A 20,906-nucleotide genomic window follows, 5' to 3' on the forward strand; every position below is an offset into this window, starting at 1 on the left:
TGCAACACCCAGCTCCCCGATTTATCAAAGAAGTAGGGGATCTGGTTGAACAAGAATATTTTAGTGGTAAAAATTGTTGGGTTTTGCTATTGCTTAACCCAACTTATAATTTTTATTCATCTCTTACTTAGAGCCTCTATCTTTTTTTGCTAGGAGGTGAATTGCGCTGAGTAAGGTTATCAATTTGCAATTGTTGCCGTCCGTTAGTGACAATTCGCAACATATCTTTGAGATCCTGCTCGATATTGCCCAAAATGCCATCAGCATAAGCATCAGCACCATCTTCAATGTCTTGAGCCTGAGCGATCGCAGTTTGTCGCATTTGCTCTAATTCTTGCTGACAAACATATCGCTTGCGCTCAATCTCGGTGAGGGTTTCTTGCATTATTCCCTCACACTCTTGTTGCACTTGTCGCCGCAGTTGTTCAGCTTCTTGTTCAGCCTGTTGAATAATATCGCTTTCAGCTAAGATTTGCGCTCTTTTTGCTTGCGCGGCTTCAACAACCTGTTGTCCATACTCTTCCGCTTCTAACAGAATTTCATCCTTTTGCTCAAGGATGGCTGCTGCTTCTTGAAAAAGTGATGGTAAAGCAAGCCGAATGTAATCAAGCTGTTCCAGCAGCTTTTCTTCATCTATGAGCGTGCGTCCCGTCAGAGGAATCCTGAGACTAGAGAGAACTATTTCCTCTAGGCGGTTGAGTTCCTGCTGAATATCTATGCTTCCCTCTCCACCGAGATATTCTTCAGGGGGGGGATTGCTTCCGTTGAGATTGGGTTCAACATTGGAGAGTTGTGATTGTAGCATTGGTATATATCTAGGGCAATGTGTGGGGGAACGAGATGATCGATAGAGCCGCCAAACCTTGCAATCTCTCTTACCACACTACTACTTAAAAAACTATACTCATTTGAGGTTGCTAGAAAAACTGTTTCTATTTGGGTAGAAAGAGTTTTATTGGTGTGAGCCATTTGCAGTTCCACTTCAAAATCTGACACAGCCCGTAAACCCCGAAGCAAAACTTGTGCGTGTCGCATTTGGGCATAGTTTACGGTAAGACCATCAAAACTGTCTACTTCTACATTAGGTAGATGTTGTGTAGAAAGACGGATCTGCTCTAGCCGTTGCTGGACGCTAAAAAGTGGCGTTTTGTTTGGGTTCCGCAGTACAGCGACAATTACCCGCTCAAACAGCCGACTACCGCGCTGAATGAGGTCAAGGTGTCCCAAGGTGATGGGGTCGAAGCTACCAGGATAAATAGCAATCACAATTTTAGATATATCAAAGTTGTTTAGGTGATTATATCGAAACTCTTTTGTGTAACTTACTCAAATCTACCATCTTGCGCTCTGAGCAAGAATGCTAAACTCAATTGTTTTTGTGACACAAGTTATGCTCAACTAGGCGTTAGGAATTAGACTCCTAAATATGGATGCTGGATTTTAAGCGTAGTTTCAGTATTCGAGATGTAAAAAACTCCGTACTTAGCAAAGTGCGCGGGTAGTTAACAAACTTTTCTAGGTAATTTCTCATGGCACTGGATTTTTCCACCTTGCCCTTGGCGTTTCAATTTACTTCTCCAGGACCTATTCTGGTGAAATTAGGGCCACTAAGTATCCGATGGTATGGCTTATTGATTGCCACAGCAGTGTTAATTGGCGTAATCCTTTCTCAAGAATTGGCAAAGCGCCGTAATGTTAATCCTGAGTTGCTAGGCGATTTGTTTTTTTGGTTGTTGATTGGGGCAATTCCCGGCGCACGGCTATATTACGTTTTCTTTGAATGGTCAAAATATGCCCCAACTCCAGGAAAAATTTTCGCTATCTGGGAAGGAGGTATTGCCATTCATGGAGCAATTATTGGTGGCGTTTTGGCTGCGTTAATCTTTGCCAAAATCAAGCAGGTTTCTTTCTGGCAACTGGCAGATTTAGTAGCACCTTCGCTGATTTTAGGGCAGGCGATCGGACGTTGGGGCAATTTCTTTAATTCTGAAGCTTTTGGCGATCCTACTGATTTACCCTGGAAGCTGTATATACCACCAGACCATCGTCCTTTAGAATATGCTAGTTTCGATTACTTCCATCCCACCTTTCTGTATGAATCTCTATGGGATTTAATGGTGTTTACACTACTCATAACGTTGTTTTTCCGGTCTTTATCCGGTAAGCCACGTTTAAAGGTAGGCACTCTGTTTTTAGTTTACTGGCCAGCCTACAGCTTAGGACGCTTGTGGATTGAAGGTTTCCGTACTGATAGCTTAATGCTGGGGCCATTACGAATGGCACAAGTAGTCAGTAGTCTAGGAATTTTATTTGGATTAGTTGGATTAGCTTGGCTTTACTTACTCAAACGCCCTTTACCCGATGTAGTGCCTACTCCCAAGGGAAATGGAGAGATGAGGGGATAAGGGAGACAAGGGGCTGTTTTTCCAATTCCCAATGCCCAAAAATAAAAAATGCCCCAGAATATTTTCTAGGGCTTAACCAGGGTGCATCTACCATTACTCTCTACTAGGGAAAGAGGGTGAATCCGGAAAGATACTGAGAAAATATCAAAAAAGTTTTTTGAGGGATTGCCGTGGGTTCTTCTAAAAGTGAATATACAGAAAACCTGAGTTATAAAAAAACGCTATATGCCATAGAACCATCTGTGTATATTGTCGGAGCAGGCCCTGGAGATCCGGATTTATTGACGGTGAAGGCGCAGAAACTACTTGCTGTTGCTGATGTGATTTTATTTGCTGATTCTCTAATACCCGAACAGATTTTAGAACTTTGCCGAAAAGATGCGGAGATAATTAGAACTGCGAATCAGACTTTAGAAGAGATTTTGCCGATTATGATCGATAGGGTGCGATCGCAGCAAAAATCTCTAGTCCGTCTCCATTCTGGCGATCCTAGTCTCTACAGCGCCATTCACGAGCAAATGCACCTCCTCGCAGAGGCAAATATTCCTTTTGAAGTCATACCTGGTATCAGCGCTTTTCAAGCTGCTGCTGCCAAACTCAAAGTAGAACTAACTGTGCCCGGTTTAGTCCAAACCATCATTTTGACCCGCATCAGTGGACGTACAGAAGTCCCAGCCAATGAGGAATTAGCTTCTCTCGCAGCACATCAAGCTAGCCTCTGCTTATATCTCAGTGCGCGTCACGTTGAAAATGCCCAAGCTAAACTACTCGAACACTATCCGGCTGAAACCCCCATTGCAATCTGCTTTCGTATCGGATGGCCTGATGAAAAAATTAAGGTTGTCCCCCTGAATGAAATGGCGGAATGTACTCATAAAGAAAAACTAATTCGTACTACGCTTTATATAATAAGTCCAGCCCTCTCGACAGCAAAAGGGCGATCGCGTTTATATCATCCCGAACATAGTCACCTGTTTCGCTCATCTCATAACTGAATTGGGAATTGGGAATTGGGAAAACTGCCCCTTGTCTAGCTTATTCCCGTCATCTGCTGTGCGGTTCGGTAAACTTAACAGTGTGAATAATTTCTAATTTAGTACTATGCCATTAATTAAAGTGCAAACTTCTGTATCTGCTCCTCAAAAAGCTGAAATTGAATCAATGCTTTTAAATCTATCTGCCAAGTTAGCGAAACATTTGGGAAAACCAGAATCTTATGTAATGACTGCTTTTGAGCCAGAAATTCCTATGACCTTTGCGGGAAATACAGACCCGGTTTGCTACATTGAGATTAAGAGCATTGGCACGATGAAGCCAGACCAAACCGCAGCAATGAGTCAGGAATTTTGCCAGCAGATTAACCAAACTCTAGGTGTACCTAAAAATCGCATTTACATCGAGTTTGCAGACGCTAAGGGGGCAATGTGGGGCTGGAACGGCACAACCTTTGGTTAATTCCCCATGTTCTTTGGTCAAGGCTAACTTGATCTTGGCAGGTGTAGGATAGAGATCCTACATCAATTCTTGATTTTTTTATGTCTGCTACACCTCTTGTATCTCAGGTTGACTCACACAACCCAGAAAAATCAAAATTAATCCCTCCCCTTCTCGGTGCTTCTGTTGCGGAGTTAAGTGCTTGGGTGCAGCAACAAGGACAACCTGCTTACAGAGGAAAGCAACTGCATGAATGGATCTACGATAAGGGAGTGCGATCGCTAGCTGATATTTCTGTCTTCTCTAAGCAATGGCGTGCGGAAGTAGCAGAAATCCCCATTGGGCGCTCAACTTTACACTACCGCTCTGTGGCTCCCGATGGCACAGTCAAATATCTTTTACGATTAACAGATGGCCAAATTATTGAAACTGTTGGTATCCCCACCTTCGCAGAAAGGGGAGAAGGCCCAAAAGCCCGTCTGACAGTTTGCGTCTCTACTCAGGTGGGTTGCCCAATGGCGTGTGATTTCTGTGCTACTGGTAAGGGAGGCTACAAGCGCAACCTAGCACGGCATGAAATTATCGATCAGGTGTTAACCGTGCAAGAAGATTTTCAGCAACGGGTTAGCAATGTCGTGTTCATGGGACTAGGTGAACCGTTGTTGAATACTGAGAATGTCCTCGCAGCGCTGAAATCTCTAAATCAAGATATTGGTATCGGACAGCGATCGCTTACAGTTTCTACAGTTGGTATTCGCGATCGCATTCGTCAGTTCGCGCAAAATAATTTGCAAATCACTCTGGCTGTCAGTCTCCATGCACCCAACCAAGCACTGCGAGAAAAACTCATCCCCAGCGCCCGCGCCTATCCTCTAGAAGAGTTGTTGGCTGAATGTCGAGAATATGTAGAAATCACTGGACGGCGCGTTACCTTTGAATATGTTCTCCTGGCTGGTGTCAACGATTTACCAGAACACGCATTAGAACTTTCAAAATGTATGCGAGGATTTCAAAGTCATGTGAATTTGATTCCTTACAACCCCATCCAAGAAGTGGACTACAAACGCCCCAACCGCGATCGCATTGAAGCGTTTGTTAACGTCCTTAAGCAACAAAATACTGCTGTTAGTGTGCGTTATTCGCGTGGTTTAGAAGCCGATGCTGCTTGCGGGCAATTGAGAGCAAGTAAAAATTAAACTTGTTGCAGCCAATTCTATGAATGAATATTAAACCGCAGATAAACACAGATATATCTAAGAAATTATCTCTGTTTATCTATGGTGTGAAATCGCCTGAAATGCTTTGTAGAGAAGTTTTCAGATATTGAGACTATGACGGGCGATAGAGAACAGAAAATGGTGTAGTTCAATTACTTGAAAAGCTTCGTAACTGAACCGTACCAGGTAGATGGATTACGGAAATCCGACAACCTATGTAAAAAATTTGAATGTATAATTTAATTAGTGATGAATATATGAAAAGCGAGAGTTTTATGCAAAATCAACATAATGCACTAGATATAATCTTGATTTAGCAAGCTATTCTCAATACACTAATATTTAGAAAAAGTTATGGACTGAAGAATATTAAGCACGTTGGCGTAGTCAGACGTAAGTATCGCGCAAGCCCATAACGGTAAATAAAACATTAGCTTTAGTGAACTATTCCAAGCCCCTGTATTTATCTTGTATAAGGTAATTGTGTTGAGATTTTAAGGGTTTAGCGATCGTTCAACCCAACCTATAACAATGAGGAAATAACTGTATGTTAAATCGCTTGTCGCTATTTAAAGCATGGCTACTATTAATTGTGCTTGCAAAAGCTTTATCGATTAGTTTTCCTGCTAATGCCCAAATAATTCAGACGAATCCCCAGACGCAAGATTCATTTGAAGAAAGAATTAGACAACAACAAGATTCATTTCAAGAAAGAATCAGACAACAACAAGAAGAGCAAAATCAGCAAACACAAGAACGAATGAGGGAAGCATGGCTACGGCAAAACCTTCAACAACCTCAACTACTACAACCACAACAGACAATACAACAGCAACAATTTACACGGCAACGGCAAGAAATGCTCCGCCAGCAACAATTTAGACTACAACAAGACCAACTGAGAATACAACAACAAGAATTTTCTCGACAGCAACAACTGAGAATACAAGATCAACAACTCAGACAAGATCAACAAATTAGACAACAGGAAGAATTTAGATTACAAGAACAGAGACGACAGCAACAATTCAGACAACAGAATAAGAACTTGTAAAGCCTTCAGAATTTATCATAAGTGACTTTATTATTAAAAATTAGAGAAAACATTCTCCAATTTTTAATTTTTATTATCTAGCGTTGTGCATAAATTCCTGGTGCATAAGCCTCAATGACTTTGCCAGTACGAGTACAACTAATCATCAAGTAGTCACAACTAGAGCATTGTGTTCGAGTTAATTGACTATCAGAAATATAATAACGTTCTGCTTGGCAGCCGCAATTTGGGCAGTAAATCTTTTGTACTGTCTGCATTTTAAAACCCCTGGTTGTAATTTATTTTTATTTGAGAAAACTGCCAGTTAAAGTAGCAATAATTTTGGTCTGACCCAACTTAACAAACGACCTTAATATTGGCTGATTATTTTAAACAAAATTTCAGGTTTGAAAATTTTCGATATCTTTGTATATTATCCTAGAATTTAAGTGATCTTACCCTCCTACTTTAGATACATAAATTATTTTTTAGTTAAATTCCGCTTAGAGATTTACTGATCCCTATGACGAATGCCTTGAGAGACCCCTATTTATAGTCATTTCAGACTAATACAAAAAAAGCCGTTCTTGTATTCAAAAATTAAAACCAATAAATTACTGTATCTTTAGTCACAAAATTTCTATCTTAAGATTTAGTTAATATTTACTAGCAAGATTGATGACGTTAAATTCTAATGAAATAATTTAATTAAAATTAGCATACTTGTGAGATACCGTAAATTTACGGTATTTACACATCTTAAATATTCGCAGACAACCTTGACTGAATTCTGTGTGAGAGTGGAACCAATACGGTTCGGTTAAGGCAAGAGACGCGATAAATCGCCGTCTTTACAATAATCAGTCCTTTGTAGAGACGGCGATTTACCGCGTCTTTGCGATTTTATTGTCTAAGCACTCAATTATTTACTACAAAATTTTTACCCATTAATTGAAATTTGACAAACTATTGTTTTCCTCAAGCAGGATGAAAATAATCGTAAATTTCTTGAGCTAAACGCGGCCCAATTCCTGGAACCTCAGCGAGTTGTGGGGTTGTTGCTTGGCGAATATAATCAACTGAGCGAAAATGCCCTAGTAACTGCTTTTGTCGATGATGTCCTAAGCCAGGAATTTCATCTAAACGCGATCGCTTCAATTTATCACTGCGTTGCTGACGATGGAAACTGACTGCAAACCGATGTGCTTCATCTCGTAGCCGCCGCAACAATTGCACCCCTGGTTGTTCTGCATCAGTTGACGAGGGTTTAGATTCTCCCGGTAAAAAAATCTCTTCTCGCTGCTTTGCTAAACTTACAACTCGCAAGTCTTCTAATAAATTCATCTCTTGCAAAACGGCGGTAACTGAAGATAACTGACCTTTACCTCCATCAATCATGATTAAATCAGGCCAATCTGGATTACCCAAACGTGACAATTGTGGATCTTCCGCATACTTACGGAAGCGTCTCTGGATAACTTCAGCAAGACTAGCAAAATCATCTGAATGTCCCGCCGTCACAGTGGGATTTTTAATTTTGTAGTGGCGATAATGCTGTTTAGCGGGTAAACCGTCGATAAACACAACTTGGGAAGCTACAGCATTTGACCCTTGAATGTGGGAAATGTCATAACCTTCGATGCGATGGGGTACATCTGGTAAATCGAGAATCGCTGCTAAATCTTGCATTGCTTGGTGATTGCGATCGCCAAATTTCTGCATTCTTTGCAATTCATACTGAGCATTTCGCTCTACCATCTCAATTAATTCTGCCTTAGTTTGCCGCAAAGGAGTCAAAATCGTGACTTTTTTGCCTTTACGTTGAGTTAAGACATCCGCCAATATGTCGCTATCTGGTAAATCATGCTGTACCAGAATTTCTAAGGGTATTTCTACTGAGTCAGCAGTTTGATAATGTTCCTCCAAAGCTCGTTGTAAAATAGCTCCTAGTTCTGCATGAGCATCAGCCACAAAAGCTAAACGCCCTACCAATTGTCCAGCGCGAATCTGGAATAGTTGAATACAGGCGTGTTCTTCGTTAGCTGCCAGTGCGATCGCATCCCGTGAAACTGTATCATCTGGTAAAGATACCTTTTGGTCAGCAGTCAGCGACTTTAACCCAGAAATTTGATCGCGAATTCGCGCCGCTGACTCAAAATTCAAGTTTTCAGCAGCTGCGTTCATCTGTTGGGTCAAAATATCAATCAGTTCCTGAGTTCGACCTTGAAAAACCATCGCGATTTTTTGGACAATTTTGCGATATTCTTCTGGTGAAGTCAGCTTTTGACACACACCCGGACAACGCCCTAAATCATAATTTAAGCACGGACGGTCTTTGAAAAGTGGTTGAGGTCGTTGTCGCTGAGGAAAGATGCGCTTGCAGATACGGACAATCTCTCGCAATAAACCAGCATCAGTATAAGGCCCATAAAATTTATCTTTTTCTTTGCCCAATTGACGTTTACGGGTAATAAAAATTCGCGGATAATCTTCTGACCAAGTAATGCAAAGATAGGGATATTTTTTATCATCTTTGAGCAGCACATTGAAGTATGGCTGGTGCTGCTTAATCAAATTGGCTTCTAGCGCTAAAGCTTCGGCTTCAGTATCAGTGACGATGAATTCAATTTCTGTCACTAACTTAACCATCGTGGCAATGCGTTCAGTCTTGTTGTAGCCATCCCGGAAATAGGAACGAACACGCGATCGCAATTTACGTGACTTACCTATATATATAATGCGATCGCTGTTGTCCCGCATGAAATAAACCCCCGGTTCCGGTGGAATTTCGGCTAGACGATTTTCCAGTCGTTCCGGCTCTTTAACCAGTGGTAGTATTTGAGTAGATATTGTCACAACCAAAATTAGGTAATCTTTCTCTATTTTAAGAAAAATTCTTTTTTCGTGCCGATTTCATAGAGTAATTATCAATTAAATATAAAGTAAGAATACTTTTAGTCTATAGATATTTCTGTGGCTACCTACGAGTTCTCCAACGGAGTACCCGCAGATTGGTTTACAATCTGATATAAATCCCGCCACTATCTCAATTAACAAGACTTGGGGCAAAATCCCCTTGTAAAGAAAAATCAGCCACTTCCGCCACAGTTTCCTAGATACCTTACTACACACATCACAATTTTGGAGCAGATAAGAGTTTATGGAGCTACTATCTTATTTGCCATCTGTTACTGTCAGAATCAAAACTTGGCTTTTTTAATCTCTAATTAATATTTAGAAACAGATAATATTTTATTATTTAAAACTTTATTTTATTGAGTTATTAACTTTATATGTTCTTGGCTAAAATTAATGAAGATCAAAATTTCTGATTATATAAATACAATGTAATTAATTATAAATAAACAGTAATTTTCATTATCAATTCAACTTGTAATATTAAGCGATTTAACGGATTTAGGAAGTTATATTTACGAATATGATTATAAATATAGTTATGATAATAATTAAGGTAACAATTAAATTATGAACCTACAAGACTTTGAAGCCCAGTACCGTGAAGCTATGGCTGAAACGCTCAATGAGCTGCAAACCGCAGTTTTGCTGTTAGCACAAGTACAAAATAAAATTTTAACAATTGGCACTTCTGTACAACATATTAGTCAGCAAGTTGAAGAGTTCATTGAAGAGCAAAAAGCCGAATAAAGGTATGCCAAGTAAAAAACTCTATCTATGGCAACAAGTCAACTCTTCTTCAATTGTAAGTATAAGATCCTTGAGTTTTAGAGGTTTGACAAAATATCGGCGTGCGCCTAAACTCATAGCTAATTCTTGATCTGCTTTAAAAGCAAAAGCGGAAACCACAATGATAGGTATTTTTGACAAATCAGGTTTTTGCTGGACTTGTTTTAAGAGCGAATAACCGTCAATATCTGGTAACTTCAAATCTAATAACATTAAATCTGGTTTAAATTTATCTATAGTCGAGAAAAAAGTAGAGCCTTCAGATAAGCTTTGGACATCGTACCCACAGTAACTTAGATAGTCACTCAGTAACAACCTATTGAGATAATGGTCTTCAACTAGCAAAATTCGTCTAACTTTGTGTGACCGCAATGGCTGATCTGTATTGAAGAATTGTGCTGTCATTGCTACCTATTATCTGATTATCTTAAGTAAAAACCAACAATTATTACCATAAACTAAAATGATAGTACATTTAAATTGTAAGATTAATAGAAAATTGACTTATGTAATTTAGCCAAAAATATTAATAAATTAAATCTAGCTGTACTCCAATACTTAATAATAGTACGATTAAATATAATATTAATCAATTATTAAGCTTTTCTTTACGAGTTTTTTACAATTAATAGTATTAAATAAAAGACTGGTTTTAAAAGTCAACCTAGCAATTTTTATAAGTGAAATTACTTAAGCAACACTAGAAGCAATAATAGGCTACTTGCCAGTCATAGAATAGGTTTTATCTGGATTTGAAGTAAAATAATACAATTGTACAAAATTGCTGTTATAAATACGCTGGTAAGGATCTAAATATATAGATATAGGCTCTTACAAAGAATTCATTTTTTGGGAATATTATTAAATATACATAACTGAGAAAATTAAATTATCTTCTCGCTGGAAAAAAGTATTCATAAAAAAGGGAGCTAACAGCTCCCTTTTTCATTTGTAGTTTTAAACTTGCAATCTTCTTAAATAGATGCTTTTTTCAATTTGCGTTGTGTGGCAAAAACACCAGCCACACCCAATAGACCCAGCATAACTGATGGTTCTGGGACTGCTGCGGGAGGTATACCTTGGATGGTAACTTCATAGTTACCACTGTGAGACTTGCCATCAGCACCCGGCCCCGAATTGTTGCTTAGTCCGCTTTGTGTAGCAGAAAAGCTGTAACGGAAATCAGTCTTGCCATTGTATGTAACTTTAACAACTTCACTAGCTTGAAATCCATCTTTAAGAAAATTACCAAAACTTCCTAACAGAGGCGCATAGTAATCTTTTAAATTGTAGTGACCCGCTAACCCAATTTTAATATCGCCAGTGGTGTCATTTTGATTAACGTAAGAAATATTAGGATCGCTAGAGCGTTGGAAACCACCAATACCATAAAATGCGTTAAAGGCTTGCTGACGAATAAACGAGCTAGGAGTAAAACTTGGTAGATTTAGTGCTAATTTAATTGCAGATTCATTACTTGCGAGACCAGCTGCATCATAAAATTGGTTAAACCAAGTATTTGCAAAGTTATTTACCCCATAGCTTGTACTCAATACTGATCCGGTACTAAACCAATCTGTTGCTGTCAGACTACTCAAGGTAATACTTTTGTCACCAATTTGTCCTGTCAAAGTGGTATTCTTGCTGAAATCAAAACCAGACTGCTCACTGCTGGCTCGTAACTCTACGTTTCCAGTGGGGTTTGCAGCATTGCCATCTAGGACTTTCTGGACGTTTGTCTGGGTATTTGGCACCAGTACAGTACTGTTACCTGACATATCATATACTAAGTAATCACTGGCTGCTGTTCCACCAATAGTAGCGCCGGTGAGGGTTCCAGCTTGTGCTGGTACAGTAGCGATCGCGCCCACACCAATAGCCATTGAAGCGCCAATTACAAGTTTCTGAAAAGTCATCTTCATTGTTTTCAAGTCTCTGTTAGTTTGGAAGTTAAGTTTTAAACTATTGCCGTTTATAGGCTTGGGCTGTCTTGACTACAGGCTTTTGGCAATACGGCAGCTTGAAAACGCCACCTGCATTGTTAGCCATCTTTGGTAGCTGAACGTACAAACCCACTTTACGAGACGGGGAGACCTGATTGGGTGAAGTTCCTTCGGATTATCAATAAAAATATGAAGAATATTTCTAGATTTTTATAAGTCTAATTACATACTTTTAAGAATATTGGCAGTAACAAAAGCTATAAAAAAATTAGTTTAATCTCAGTACAATACAGTTATTTATAGGGCAATACGGTTCAGTTAAGGTTTTTATGGCGAACTGAACCGTATTGATTCATGGGGGCGCACGGCTGTGCGCCTTTGCTGCGTCTTCTATACATAGACTTTGCCGCAAAAAATACTTGGCGTTCAGCTTAAGAAGAAATTTAATAAAGGAACTGGGCAATTCTTTCCACAGCAGTTTCTAACAAAGGTGGCTCATGTACCAAGGCAAAACGGACATACCCTTCGCCAGATTTGCCAAAGCCAGCACCAGGCGAAGCAGCTACACCAGTTTGTTTAACTAGCTGGGTACAAAATTCTATGGAGTTTTGACTCCAAGCTGAGGGTAATTTTGCCCAGATGTACATTGTGGCTTTGGGAGTAGGAACATTCCAGCCAATGGAGTGTAAAGCAGTAATGAAGGCATCACGGCGTTGCTGGAAGATAGCGACAGCAGATTTTACCCCAGCTTGAGGACCAGTTAGGGCTGCGATCGCACCATTCAAAATTCCCCGATACTGATTAAAATCAACGGCAGCTTTTACCTGACGTAAGGCGTTAATTAACTCGGCGTTACCGATGGCGTAGCCAATGCGGAAGCCGCCCATATTGTAGGACTTGGAAAGGGTAAAAAATTCAATCGAAACGCTTTTCTCTGGATCGGCTTGCAGAATAGAAGGGACTAAAGATTTTGGATTGGGAGAAGAATCTGCCCACTCCCCAGTTTCCTGAAATACTAAATCTACGTAGGGGAAATCGTGAACCAGGATGAGATTGTGTTGTTGACAGAAGGCTACAGCTTCTTGGAAGAAAGATAAAGGAGCGATCGCTGAGGTGGGATTGTGAGGATAACTTAATACCATCATTCGCGACTGGGCCAAAACTGGGGCAGGGATATCCGCAAACACTGGTAAAAAAGCGTTTTCTGCCCGTAATGGCATCGGGTAGATTTGACCACTGGCTAGGTGGACTCCCCCGGCATGAGAGGGATAACCTGGATCGAGCAACAGGGCAAAATCTCCTGGATTGAGCAATGCTAGAGGTAAATGGGCTGTACCCTCTTGAGAACCAATCAGAGGTAGTACCTCAGTTTGGGGATCTACTTTGATGCCAAATTTTTGTTCGTACCAGTTGGCTGCGGCTTCACGAAACCCAAGAGTACCGTTAAACAACAAATAGCCGTGGGTACTGCGATCGTGAAGAGATTGGGCGATCGCCTCAATGACGTGTGCCTCGACTGGTAAATCAGAAGACCCCAACGACAAATCAATTACTTCTTGTCCAGCGGCCAAAGCGATTGCCTTGGCTCTGTCCATATCAGCAAATACATTAGATTGCAGGGGTTGTAAACGCTTTGCAAATTGCATGTTAGTCATTTGTCATTTGTCATTGGTCATTGGTCATTAGTCATTAGTTATGGACTATTAACTATTGACTAATTACTATTTAAGTGCGTATCTAAGAGTTCAAGTAACTTATCTTTACCGATGACTCCCTCAGTCGAAATTAAAACTTCCTGGCCCTGAAATAGTCTCAGAGCCGGAACACCTTCCACTTGGTACTGCTTAACAGTGAGTGGGTTGGGGTCAATTTCCATTTTCACGACTTTGAGGCGATCGCTATATTTGCTAGCAGCTGAGTTAATCATGGGCGACATCAATTGACAAGGCCCACACCAGGAAGCCCAAAAGTAAACTAATACAGGCTGTTCAGCTTTTAACACTTCTGTTTCAAACTCAGCATCAGTTATGGTGATTACAGCCTTACTCATTGCAGTCTCCATCCGGTGGCGATCAAAGTTGGCACACACAATACTTTATCCCAAAGTAGTCAATAGTCCATAATCAATAATTCATAGTTATTTTGACTGTTAACTATTGACTAATGATATAAAATCCCACAACCAATAGGCGTGGGACTGGCTCAAATAAGTTTTCTGGCAATTTTATAGTTGATCCAATTGCTTGCGTAGGGAATCCAACTCGGCATCAACCACTTCATTCGACTTAGCAGGAGTAGTTTCTTGTTGGGGTGGAAGTTGTGCTTGAGTTACTGGAGTAGCTGGTGGTAGCATTTGCGCTTTCAAAGCTGCTAATTCATCATCAACATCGCTACCACCTTCCAACTGGGCAAATTGGGTTTCTAAATCTGCACCTGCTAACTCTCCTAGTGCCTGGGCCCGGGATTCTTGCATCAAGACTTTTTCTTCCATCCGCTCGAAGGCAGACATTGCACTGCTGGTATTCATCCCACGCACCATGCCTTGGAGTTGCTCTTGGGCTTTGGCAGTTGTGATCCGAGCTTTAAGCATTTCTTTCTTGGTTTTAGCCTCAGAAATTTTGCTTTCCAGCTGGATTAAGTTGCGCTTGAGGGTTTCAACTTGAGTGCTTTGGGTATCTAAACTAGCTTTGAGGGCGGCGCTGGTGTCAGTATAGGTTTTTTTCCGCTCTAAAGCTTGTCGTGCTAAATTCTCATCACCTTTTTGTAGGGCGAGTTGGGCATTGCGTTGCCACTTATTGATTTCATTTTGGGCATCATTGTACTGTTTCTCACTGCGTTTTTGGGCGGCGATCGCTTGGGCTACTCCCTGACGCAGCTGCACCAAGTCTTCCTGCATTTCCAGGATGGCTTGTTCTAGCATTTTTTCGGGGTCTTCGGCTTTGTTAACCAGGTCGTTGAGGTTAGAACTAACTACTCGCTTAATGCGATCGAATAATCCCATAACTTTGTTTTTCCTTGTTTGGTTTACGCTTTTTGTTGGACAGTTAGCTTTTTTACTTTTTAATAGCTACCTATTTCAATGTAATCTTTCCGGTTGGAATCAGTACGTTATAACAACTCTTAATTGTTAAGATATCTCCAAACTGGGGTAATTAGCCGAAGTTCAAGAGTCTTGAGTTTTGGGTAACTGCTGTTGGGGAGGCTGTGCCGTGTTCTGCTTCGCCTCGGTAAGCAAACTGTTGTGCTGTATGTTTTCTGCCTGATTTAAAACCTGTACCTTCATCGCTGCTAATTCGGCATCCACATTATTAGTAGATTCCAAGGAAGTAAATTGTGTTTCCAAGTCGTCGCTACCGAGTTGAGCGATCGCTTCTGATTTAGCTTCTATTTGCAAAACTTTTTCTTCCATACGCTCAAAGGCGCTCAGACTGCTGGTAGCAGAAACTCCCCCAAGCATTTCCTGGAGGCGAGAAGATGCTTCAGCAGAACGGGCGCGAGCAATATACATATCTTTTTTTGTTTTCGCCTCGGAAATTTTTAACTCTAGCGATCGCATATCCTTTTTTAGCCTAGCGACTATATCGTTTTGCTGCTCTATCTGAGAAAAGAGGGCTGTACTGGTTTCTTTATAAGCTTGGCGCTTAGTCAAAGCTTCCCGTGCTAGAGGTTCATTGCCTTGTTGTAAGGCCAATTGGGCGCGGCGATACCATTCTTCTGTTTGAGAGTTGGCAGCCGCCGCCTGTCGTTGGGTGCGTTTTTGGGTAGCGATCGCTTGTGCTACACCCGAACGCAACTGCACCAGATTTTCCTGCATTTCTAGGACAGTTTGCTCTAGAATCTTTTCTGGATCTTCTGCACCACCGATCAAACTATTGAGATTAGCGCGAATCACCCGCAGAATACGCTTGATTAATTCCATGTCGGCTCTCCATTCACGAAACTCAATGCTGAGTAATGAGTGCTGAGTAATGAGTATAAAAATTTTGTAGGAGGGTAGTTATGGAGTGCTGAATACTCAGTCAAAGTACTGGGTATAAAATTTTTGTCGTAGTGTCATAAACAAGTCAGATTTTGTATCTACTACTCAGCACGGGCTAAACCTTAGCTATCCGCTAACAGCACTCATAAGTCAGGACTGTTATCTCATGGTATCGTAGATTTTTGCAACTTATGGTTGCTGAACTCGTGCCTTAATTCCCTTTGCCTGTAATAATTGCATTTGTTTTTGTACTTGCTCTTTAGTCTTAAAAGCACCAAGATAAATCAATTCTTTGTTGGGTGATAAATAAGCATCAGGAATTACTTGCCGTGCTGAAGCAAAAGCTGCACCTTTATTATCTATCACGACATGGTAGAACCCATCTGTTCCTGGTTTGATTTCTGCATTAGGCTTTGGTGAGGCTGCTATTGGCTGGGGTGAGGTTTTTGCCGTTGAAATGGGAGGTAAATTTAGGGGAGGTAAGGGTTGTACAGTTGGTACTGGCGCTAAAGCGATCGGATTTGTCGGTTTTAGGGCTGTATTGGGGTTAGACAATGGCGCTTGAGGATTTACAGGGTTTTGGCGAACGCCTGGATTAGGCACTACTGCGACGGTTGGTTGGACTTTAGGTTGTAAGCCAACTAGATCGTTAGGATCTCTCACATCAGGAAACTCTTGGGCAGCTAGATTGGGATACATAGATGATGTGCTTGGTGGCTGGATCTGAGGCTGGACATTACTCCCAACTTCTTCAGTATTTCCTGGTGCGGGAGACGAGTTTCCGTTAAACAAATTGGCTAAATTCCATTGAGGCAAACCTTTAGGATTGAATACTACATAACCCAAGGTAAGACTTGCTAACAATAGCAGCAACATTGAGCCGATACCTAAAGGTGATAGCAGACTGTCACTAGAATTGCTTGGTTTTTGGGTTTCTGGTTGTTCTTCTGTCAGACTTCGCAGTAGTGCTTCACTAGATTCTAAGTAGTCATCTGGGTGCTTAGGGGTGTTATCTGTCTGCAAAAGATTTTCGCTCTTAGTATCTTTAACAATTGCTGGCACGATGCTGCTACTAAAATTCGGCGGTGGCGGTGGAAGTTGAGTTTGTGTTTTAGCAGAATCTTGGGTAGAGGGCACATTGAGATTATTTAGTTCTTCGATATTTGCCGTAACTGGCGCTCGGTTCATCTCAGAATTCACAGCTACAGAAGATGCTGGTGGTACGTCAATTTCTGTAACTGGCGCTGGGGTTCCCTGATGATTCACAGGTACAGCAGGCGGCACGTTAGTTTTAATTTCCGTTACTGATGACTGAGTTGTTCCCAATGTTGTAGGAATGGCACTCAAAGACTGGGTTTGACTGCTAATATAACTTGCAACACGGCGTTGGTTTGATGACACTAAACCATTTCGCGTGCGTCGGTATCGAGCTAATTCTTGATCTAGCGGTACTTCTAAACTTGCTAGTGCTGCTGTTAGTGCTGGTTTCAACCCAAGCGTTTTAGACGATTGAGTACCGGAATCGTTTAGGGAGTTTTGAGTCATTGCCTGTGTGCCTCAAACGTAGATTTCTGGAATAACTATAGATATATTTCTGACAATATTAGCGAAAATTATTTAAATAGATAGATTGGGAATTGGGAATGCTTATTCTCCTTGTCTACCCCACTCCTAACTCCTCACTTAGCACTTTGAATGATGTCGTTGAAATCGATTAATGATATTTTAGGTGTTCTGGAAAAGCAGTCTAAATGGCAGGAGCAACCATTTCAACGCTTGCTCAAGTGTTGGGCAAGTGTTGTTGGGCCAGTGGTTGCCGCAAATACTCGACCATTGTCGATTCAACGCGATGTTTTGTCGGTAGCAACTTCTAGTGCTGCTTGGGCGCAAAACCTGACTTTTGGTCGCACGTCTCTGCTTTTAAAGTTGAATAAAACACTGCCAACGCCTTTGGTTGATATTCGCTTCTCTACTGCTAGCTGGCAGAATCCATCTGTGGAGACAAAACAGCAACAAACGGTTTTGCCCCACGAGCATCCCAGTTACCTTGGTGATGAGATTAGTCGCCCTGATGTTACACCCACCAAGGATGTAAATGCTGCTTTTGGGCATTGGACGAAGATTATGCGATCGCGATCGCATGGCTTACCCCTTTGTCCTCAATGTGAATCTCCCACCCCACCGGGCGAACTCCAGCGCTGGGCAGTCTGTTCTGTCTGTGCTGCTAAACAGTTTTAAAGCGAGTCAGTCTTGCTCTAAATTGAACGCAAAATATTTCAGCGATTATTGCTTGGGCAGAATTTATCTGAAAGTAATTTGCGCCATCTAGAGAAGTTCGTTCTAAATCCTTGAGAAAAAAGATGTTTTACAGCTAGAATATACCAAACGTGGTATACAATCCAGACTATTTATCTTAAATTATATGCCTTAAGCCATCCTTAAGGAGGAAGTTAAAAGGCTAAATAAATCAAAAGCTTTGGCTTTACTCTTGATCCCTAATAAGTTTTAGCCAAAATCAATAGGTAATCACTCTCCAGATTATTTAAAAATATAACAAGATTATAAAAATATCCTAAAGTTTATTTTTTCGTCGGGATCGCTGAAAGCTATAGAAAATAATGGTTTTTTGGCTTTTATCCGTCTTTATATATAGAAGCAAAATATAAAGATGAAATTCAGCCGAAAACGGCACTAAAGATGAATCCGAATGAAACCTATTAAATTTTTAGCATCTGCCTGTAAATATTGCCGTCATTACCAGCCAGAAGGTCGCCGTGGTGGAACGTGCCAGCAGTTGGGAGCGCCAGTCCAAGCAACTTGGAAGGCTTGCTCCTTGGCGCTCCCACCTTTTGCACCTTCTTGGGAAACCTTGGAAGATGCTTGGACTTTGCCAGATGCAAGGCCAGTTTTAGCTTGTTCTCATTCCCCGGCTTCAGATTTAGATCGTGCTGCTCCTGCTCCTGTAGAAGAAATAACTGCCTCTATATATTCTGAAGAGGCCAAGACTAAAGCAGTGTTTATTTAGTTATCCATTATTACTGAACCAATTTTGCAGTTTGCTTAAGATAAGATTTGCTTTTAAGATATTTAGTGCCATAAAAGTTGACATTTGCAAAAATCGCACCTCAATAAAGGGTGCGATTTTTGCAATTTTAAGGTAGCCAAGGAAAAGAGCGAAAATCTGGTGGACGCTTTTCGAGAAAAGCTTGTTTGCCTTCAGACCCTTCTTCTGTCATGTAATAGAGTAAGGTGGCATTGCCCGCGAGTTCTTGTAAACCAGCCTGTCCGTCACAATCAGCATTGAAGGCGGATTTGAGACATCGAATTGCGATCGGGCTTTTTTCTAAAATCTCCTGCGCCCATTGAATACCTTCCGCTTCTAGTTGTTCGACTGGGACGACGAAATTAATTAAGCCCATTTCTAGCGCTTGTTGTGCATCATATTGGCGGCAGAGAAACCAAATTTCTCGTGCTTTTTTTTGTCCCACAATGCGGGCGAGATAGCTGGCTCCAAAACCACCGTCAAAACTGCCGACTTTGGGGCCAGTCTGTCCGAAAATGGCGTTATCGGCAGCGATGGTCAGGTCGCAAATTAAGTGTAAGACGTGTCCACCACCGATCGCATATCCAGCGACTAAAGCAATCACCACTTTCGGCATAGAACGAATCAGGCGTTGTAAGTCCAGCACATTCAAGCGAGGGATACCAGTATCATCCACATAACCCGCATGTCCGCGCACGCTTTGATCGCCACCGGAACAGAAGGCATATTTGCCATCAGTATGTGGGCCATAGCCAGTAAATAGGACGACACCAATAGTAGTATCTTCACGAGCATTACAGAAAGCGTCATACAGTTCAAAGACTGTTTCAGGACGGAAAGCATTGCGTTTATGGGGACGGTTGATGGTGATTTTTGCAATGCCATCAGTTTTTTGATACAGAATATCTTCGTAGGTTTTGGCAGTTTGCCAGTTAATTTGCATTGGTATGAAGTGCGCTGTTGCTTCAAGAATTTTATCGCGGACGTAGGGACATGCGATACCTGCGGCGGGCTACGCCTAGGCTAAATTGTTGTCTCAAGCCTTTACAATCTGGTAATTGTCTGGGTGTTGAGGAATAAAAATGCGACGTGACACCATCTTCTATAAATTATTTAAGCAATTTCCGGGATTGCTGTTTGAATTAGTAGATGAACCACCTTCAGAAGCGGAAAACTACCAGTTTGAATCAGTTGAGGTGAAAGAAACAGCGTTTCGGATTGATGGAGTATTTTTACCTCCAGCTGATGCAGTTTCCAAAACCGTCTTTTTTGCAGAAGTCCAGTTTCAGAAGGACGAAGACTTATATCACCGCTTCTTTAGTGAATTGTTTTTGTTTCTCTACCGCAACTCGATTCGTTACGATGACTGGTTTGGTGTAATAATTTTTGCTTCTCGCAGTCTTGAACCTTCTAACTCAACAATTCACCGCGCTTTGTTGGAAAGTGGTCAAGTCAGGCGGGTTTATCTGGATGAGTTGGGGGATTTGCGACAACAACCTTTGGGATTAGGTTTGATGTTGTTGACAAATGTTACTTCTGAAACGGAAGCAGTGGAAGGGGCGCGGTTTTTGCTGGAGCAAGCACGGCAACAATCGGAGCAAGCGATAATTGATTTAGTGACGACGATTATCGTCTACAAATTTGCTAACCTAAGTCGAGAGGAGATTGCAGCAATGTTAGGACTAAATCTGGAAGAGCCACGGGCGATTCGGGAAGCGAAGGAAGAAGAAGCGCGATCGCTCATCTTAAGACTATTAAACCGACGGGTGGGTGAGTTTCCTGAGTCGCTTCAGCGCCAGATTCAGGTGTTGTCGCTAGAACAGTTAGAAGCTTTAGGTGACGCTTTGTTGGATTTCTCTTCTCTTGCTGATTTGGAAGGGTGGTTACAAAGTCAACAAAGCGGGTAAGTTTCACGTAGGGGAAAAGGGCGATACCTGCGGTGGGCTACGCCTACGCACTCCGTCAAATAATGATGGCTACAAATGTTTCCCGAAGTGAAGAAGCATTTGCAGACACGCGGGTATATCAGAAGCGGTGGAAGATGGAGTGCGATCGCTCCTCCTGCGACTGTTAAAACGACTATTTGGTAAAATTGCTGAGGTACTTTTAGCCGAAGTATAAGTATTCTCGCTGAAACAGTTGGAAGC

Annotated in this window: 22 protein-coding genes; 10 read left to right on the top strand and 12 right to left on the bottom strand. The window is 41.4% G+C overall.

The window, feature by feature from the left end; translation table 11 throughout:
* Positions 1-136: 136 nt before the first annotated feature.
* Together NPUN_RS19950 and coaD are read right to left on the bottom strand one after the other, a co-directional pair.
* Entirely contained in the window at positions 137-805 is a 669-nt protein-coding gene (locus NPUN_RS19950) for a hypothetical protein (RefSeq protein ID WP_012410298.1), read from the bottom strand.
* A complete protein-coding gene (coaD, locus tag NPUN_RS39300) occupies positions 715-1,266 on the bottom strand; it encodes a pantetheine-phosphate adenylyltransferase (RefSeq protein ID WP_012410299.1) in 552 nt (183 codons plus the stop codon). The genes NPUN_RS19950 and coaD overlap by 91 nt, the downstream gene beginning before the upstream one ends.
* Positions 1,267-1,529: 263 nt before the next feature.
* Between coaD and lgt the strand changes: the two genes are divergently transcribed.
* The 5 genes from lgt (at position 1,530) to NPUN_RS19975 (ending at position 6,110) form a co-directional block, all read left to right on the top strand.
* Entirely contained in the window at positions 1,530-2,405 is an 876-nt protein-coding gene (gene lgt, locus NPUN_RS19955) for a prolipoprotein diacylglyceryl transferase (protein WP_012410300.1), read from the top strand.
* A gap of 203 nt (positions 2,406-2,608) precedes the next feature.
* Positions 2,609-3,400: a precorrin-4 C(11)-methyltransferase gene (gene cobM / locus NPUN_RS19960; RefSeq protein WP_041566309.1), complete on the top strand. Its 792-nt coding sequence runs from the start codon at positions 2,609-2,611 to the stop codon at positions 3,398-3,400.
* A gap of 106 nt (positions 3,401-3,506) precedes the next feature.
* Complete coding sequence (locus NPUN_RS19965; RefSeq protein ID WP_012410302.1) at positions 3,507-3,860, top strand: phenylpyruvate tautomerase MIF-related protein; 354 nt, start codon at positions 3,507-3,509, stop codon at positions 3,858-3,860.
* Between the two features lie 80 nt (positions 3,861-3,940).
* Positions 3,941-5,035, top strand: coding sequence for a dual-specificity RNA methyltransferase RlmN (gene rlmN / locus NPUN_RS19970; protein ID WP_012410303.1), 1,095 nt, complete (start codon positions 3,941-3,943; stop codon positions 5,033-5,035).
* 568 nt (positions 5,036-5,603) lie between these two features.
* Entirely contained in the window at positions 5,604-6,110 is a 507-nt protein-coding gene (locus NPUN_RS19975) for a hypothetical protein (RefSeq protein ID WP_012410304.1), read from the top strand.
* A 77-nt stretch (positions 6,111-6,187) separates the two neighbouring features.
* Here NPUN_RS19975 and NPUN_RS19980 read toward each other — a convergent pair whose 3' ends face one another.
* A complete protein-coding gene (locus tag NPUN_RS19980; protein ID WP_012410305.1) occupies positions 6,188-6,367 on the bottom strand; it encodes a hypothetical protein in 180 nt (59 codons plus the stop codon).
* Positions 6,368-7,067: 700 nt separating this feature from the next.
* The gene (gene uvrC, locus NPUN_RS19985) at positions 7,068-8,945 is read right to left on the bottom strand and encodes an excinuclease ABC subunit UvrC (protein ID WP_012410306.1); all 1,878 of its coding nucleotides are present in this window, start codon (positions 8,943-8,945) and stop codon (positions 7,068-7,070) included.
* Between the two features lie 630 nt (positions 8,946-9,575).
* Here uvrC and NPUN_RS19990 point away from each other — a divergent pair.
* Positions 9,576-9,755 carry a hypothetical protein gene (locus tag NPUN_RS19990; RefSeq protein ID WP_012410307.1) on the top strand — a complete coding sequence of 60 codons (180 nt, stop codon included), beginning with the start codon at positions 9,576-9,578 and terminating at the stop codon, positions 9,753-9,755.
* Between the two features lie 21 nt (positions 9,756-9,776).
* Here NPUN_RS19990 and NPUN_RS19995 read toward each other — a convergent pair whose 3' ends face one another.
* The 7 genes from NPUN_RS19995 to NPUN_RS20025 all read right to left on the bottom strand — a co-directional run bounded on the left by NPUN_RS19995 (position 9,777) and on the right by NPUN_RS20025 (position 17,261).
* Complete coding sequence (locus NPUN_RS19995; RefSeq protein ID WP_012410308.1) at positions 9,777-10,199, bottom strand: response regulator; 423 nt, start codon at positions 10,197-10,199, stop codon at positions 9,777-9,779.
* A 569-nt stretch (positions 10,200-10,768) separates the two neighbouring features.
* Positions 10,769-11,716 carry an NF038130 family PEP-CTERM protein gene (locus NPUN_RS20000; protein ID WP_012410309.1) on the bottom strand — a complete coding sequence of 316 codons (948 nt, stop codon included), beginning with the start codon at positions 11,714-11,716 and terminating at the stop codon, positions 10,769-10,771.
* A 464-nt stretch (positions 11,717-12,180) separates the two neighbouring features.
* Positions 12,181-13,383, bottom strand: coding sequence for an LL-diaminopimelate aminotransferase (locus tag NPUN_RS20005; protein ID WP_041565525.1), 1,203 nt, complete (start codon positions 13,381-13,383; stop codon positions 12,181-12,183).
* Positions 13,384-13,451: 68 nt separating this feature from the next.
* The gene (locus NPUN_RS20010) at positions 13,452-13,787 is read right to left on the bottom strand and encodes a thioredoxin family protein (RefSeq protein ID WP_012410311.1); all 336 of its coding nucleotides are present in this window, start codon (positions 13,785-13,787) and stop codon (positions 13,452-13,454) included.
* A gap of 174 nt (positions 13,788-13,961) precedes the next feature.
* Positions 13,962-14,738 (bottom strand): PspA/IM30 family protein, encoded by a 777-nt coding sequence (locus tag NPUN_RS20015; RefSeq protein WP_012410312.1) that lies wholly within the window; start codon positions 14,736-14,738, stop codon positions 13,962-13,964.
* A gap of 162 nt (positions 14,739-14,900) precedes the next feature.
* Positions 14,901-15,656 carry a PspA/IM30 family protein gene (locus NPUN_RS20020; protein ID WP_012410313.1) on the bottom strand — a complete coding sequence of 252 codons (756 nt, stop codon included), beginning with the start codon at positions 15,654-15,656 and terminating at the stop codon, positions 14,901-14,903.
* Between the two features lie 249 nt (positions 15,657-15,905).
* Positions 15,906-17,261: a hypothetical protein gene (locus NPUN_RS20025; protein WP_012410314.1), complete on the bottom strand. Its 1,356-nt coding sequence runs from the start codon at positions 17,259-17,261 to the stop codon at positions 15,906-15,908.
* 153 nt (positions 17,262-17,414) lie between these two features.
* On the opposite strand from NPUN_RS20025, the gene NPUN_RS20030 reads away from it, so the two are divergent.
* Positions 17,415-17,954 (top strand): DciA family protein, encoded by a 540-nt coding sequence (locus NPUN_RS20030; RefSeq protein ID WP_041565526.1) that lies wholly within the window; start codon positions 17,415-17,417, stop codon positions 17,952-17,954.
* Between the two features lie 469 nt (positions 17,955-18,423).
* Positions 18,424-18,741 carry a hypothetical protein gene (locus NPUN_RS20035; protein ID WP_012410316.1) on the top strand — a complete coding sequence of 106 codons (318 nt, stop codon included), beginning with the start codon at positions 18,424-18,426 and terminating at the stop codon, positions 18,739-18,741.
* Between the two features lie 127 nt (positions 18,742-18,868).
* Here NPUN_RS20035 and menB read toward each other — a convergent pair whose 3' ends face one another.
* Complete coding sequence (menB, locus tag NPUN_RS20040) at positions 18,869-19,702, bottom strand: 1,4-dihydroxy-2-naphthoyl-CoA synthase (RefSeq protein WP_012410317.1); 834 nt, start codon at positions 19,700-19,702, stop codon at positions 18,869-18,871.
* A gap of 139 nt (positions 19,703-19,841) precedes the next feature.
* Between menB and NPUN_RS20045 the strand changes: the two genes are divergently transcribed.
* Positions 19,842-20,666 carry a DUF2887 domain-containing protein gene (locus tag NPUN_RS20045; RefSeq protein WP_012410318.1) on the top strand — a complete coding sequence of 275 codons (825 nt, stop codon included), beginning with the start codon at positions 19,842-19,844 and terminating at the stop codon, positions 20,664-20,666.
* A 32-nt stretch (positions 20,667-20,698) separates the two neighbouring features.
* Entirely contained in the window at positions 20,699-20,833 is a 135-nt protein-coding gene (locus NPUN_RS44180) for a hypothetical protein (RefSeq protein WP_272913924.1), read from the top strand.
* Positions 20,834-20,906: the final 73 nt, after the last annotated feature.

Source organism: Nostoc punctiforme PCC 73102 (assembly GCF_000020025.1).
Lineage (GTDB): Bacteria > Cyanobacteriota > Cyanobacteriia > Cyanobacteriales > Nostocaceae > Nostoc > Nostoc punctiforme.

Excerpts from the sequence above, each read along its gene's own strand:
- NPUN_RS19950 (WP_012410298.1), bottom strand. The coding sequence starts at position 805 with ATGCTACAATCACAACTCTCCAATGTTGAACCCAATCTCAACGGAAGC.
- lgt (WP_012410300.1), top strand. The coding sequence starts at position 1,530 with ATGGCACTGGATTTTTCCACCTTGCCCTTGGCGTTTCAATTTACTTCT.
- NPUN_RS19965 (WP_012410302.1), top strand. The coding sequence starts at position 3,507 with ATGCCATTAATTAAAGTGCAAACTTCTGTATCTGCTCCTCAAAAAGCT.
- rlmN (WP_012410303.1), top strand. The coding sequence starts at position 3,941 with ATGTCTGCTACACCTCTTGTATCTCAGGTTGACTCACACAACCCAGAA.
- NPUN_RS19975 (WP_012410304.1), top strand. The coding sequence starts at position 5,604 with ATGTTAAATCGCTTGTCGCTATTTAAAGCATGGCTACTATTAATTGTG.
- NPUN_RS19980 (WP_012410305.1), bottom strand. The coding sequence starts at position 6,367 with ATGCAGACAGTACAAAAGATTTACTGCCCAAATTGCGGCTGCCAAGCA.
- NPUN_RS19990 (WP_012410307.1), top strand. The coding sequence starts at position 9,576 with ATGAACCTACAAGACTTTGAAGCCCAGTACCGTGAAGCTATGGCTGAA.
- NPUN_RS19995 (WP_012410308.1), bottom strand. The coding sequence starts at position 10,199 with ATGACAGCACAATTCTTCAATACAGATCAGCCATTGCGGTCACACAAA.
- NPUN_RS20000 (WP_012410309.1), bottom strand. The coding sequence starts at position 11,716 with ATGAAGATGACTTTTCAGAAACTTGTAATTGGCGCTTCAATGGCTATT.
- NPUN_RS20005 (WP_041565525.1), bottom strand. The coding sequence starts at position 13,383 with ATGCAATTTGCAAAGCGTTTACAACCCCTGCAATCTAATGTATTTGCT.
- NPUN_RS20010 (WP_012410311.1), bottom strand. The coding sequence starts at position 13,787 with ATGAGTAAGGCTGTAATCACCATAACTGATGCTGAGTTTGAAACAGAA.
- NPUN_RS20015 (WP_012410312.1), bottom strand. The coding sequence starts at position 14,738 with ATGGGATTATTCGATCGCATTAAGCGAGTAGTTAGTTCTAACCTCAAC.
- NPUN_RS20020 (WP_012410313.1), bottom strand. The coding sequence starts at position 15,656 with ATGGAATTAATCAAGCGTATTCTGCGGGTGATTCGCGCTAATCTCAAT.
- NPUN_RS20025 (WP_012410314.1), bottom strand. The coding sequence starts at position 17,261 with ATGACTCAAAACTCCCTAAACGATTCCGGTACTCAATCGTCTAAAACG.
- NPUN_RS20030 (WP_041565526.1), top strand. The coding sequence starts at position 17,415 with ATGTCGTTGAAATCGATTAATGATATTTTAGGTGTTCTGGAAAAGCAG.
- NPUN_RS20035 (WP_012410316.1), top strand. The coding sequence starts at position 18,424 with ATGAAACCTATTAAATTTTTAGCATCTGCCTGTAAATATTGCCGTCAT.
- menB (WP_012410317.1), bottom strand. The coding sequence starts at position 19,702 with ATGCAAATTAACTGGCAAACTGCCAAAACCTACGAAGATATTCTGTAT.
- NPUN_RS20045 (WP_012410318.1), top strand. The coding sequence starts at position 19,842 with ATGCGACGTGACACCATCTTCTATAAATTATTTAAGCAATTTCCGGGA.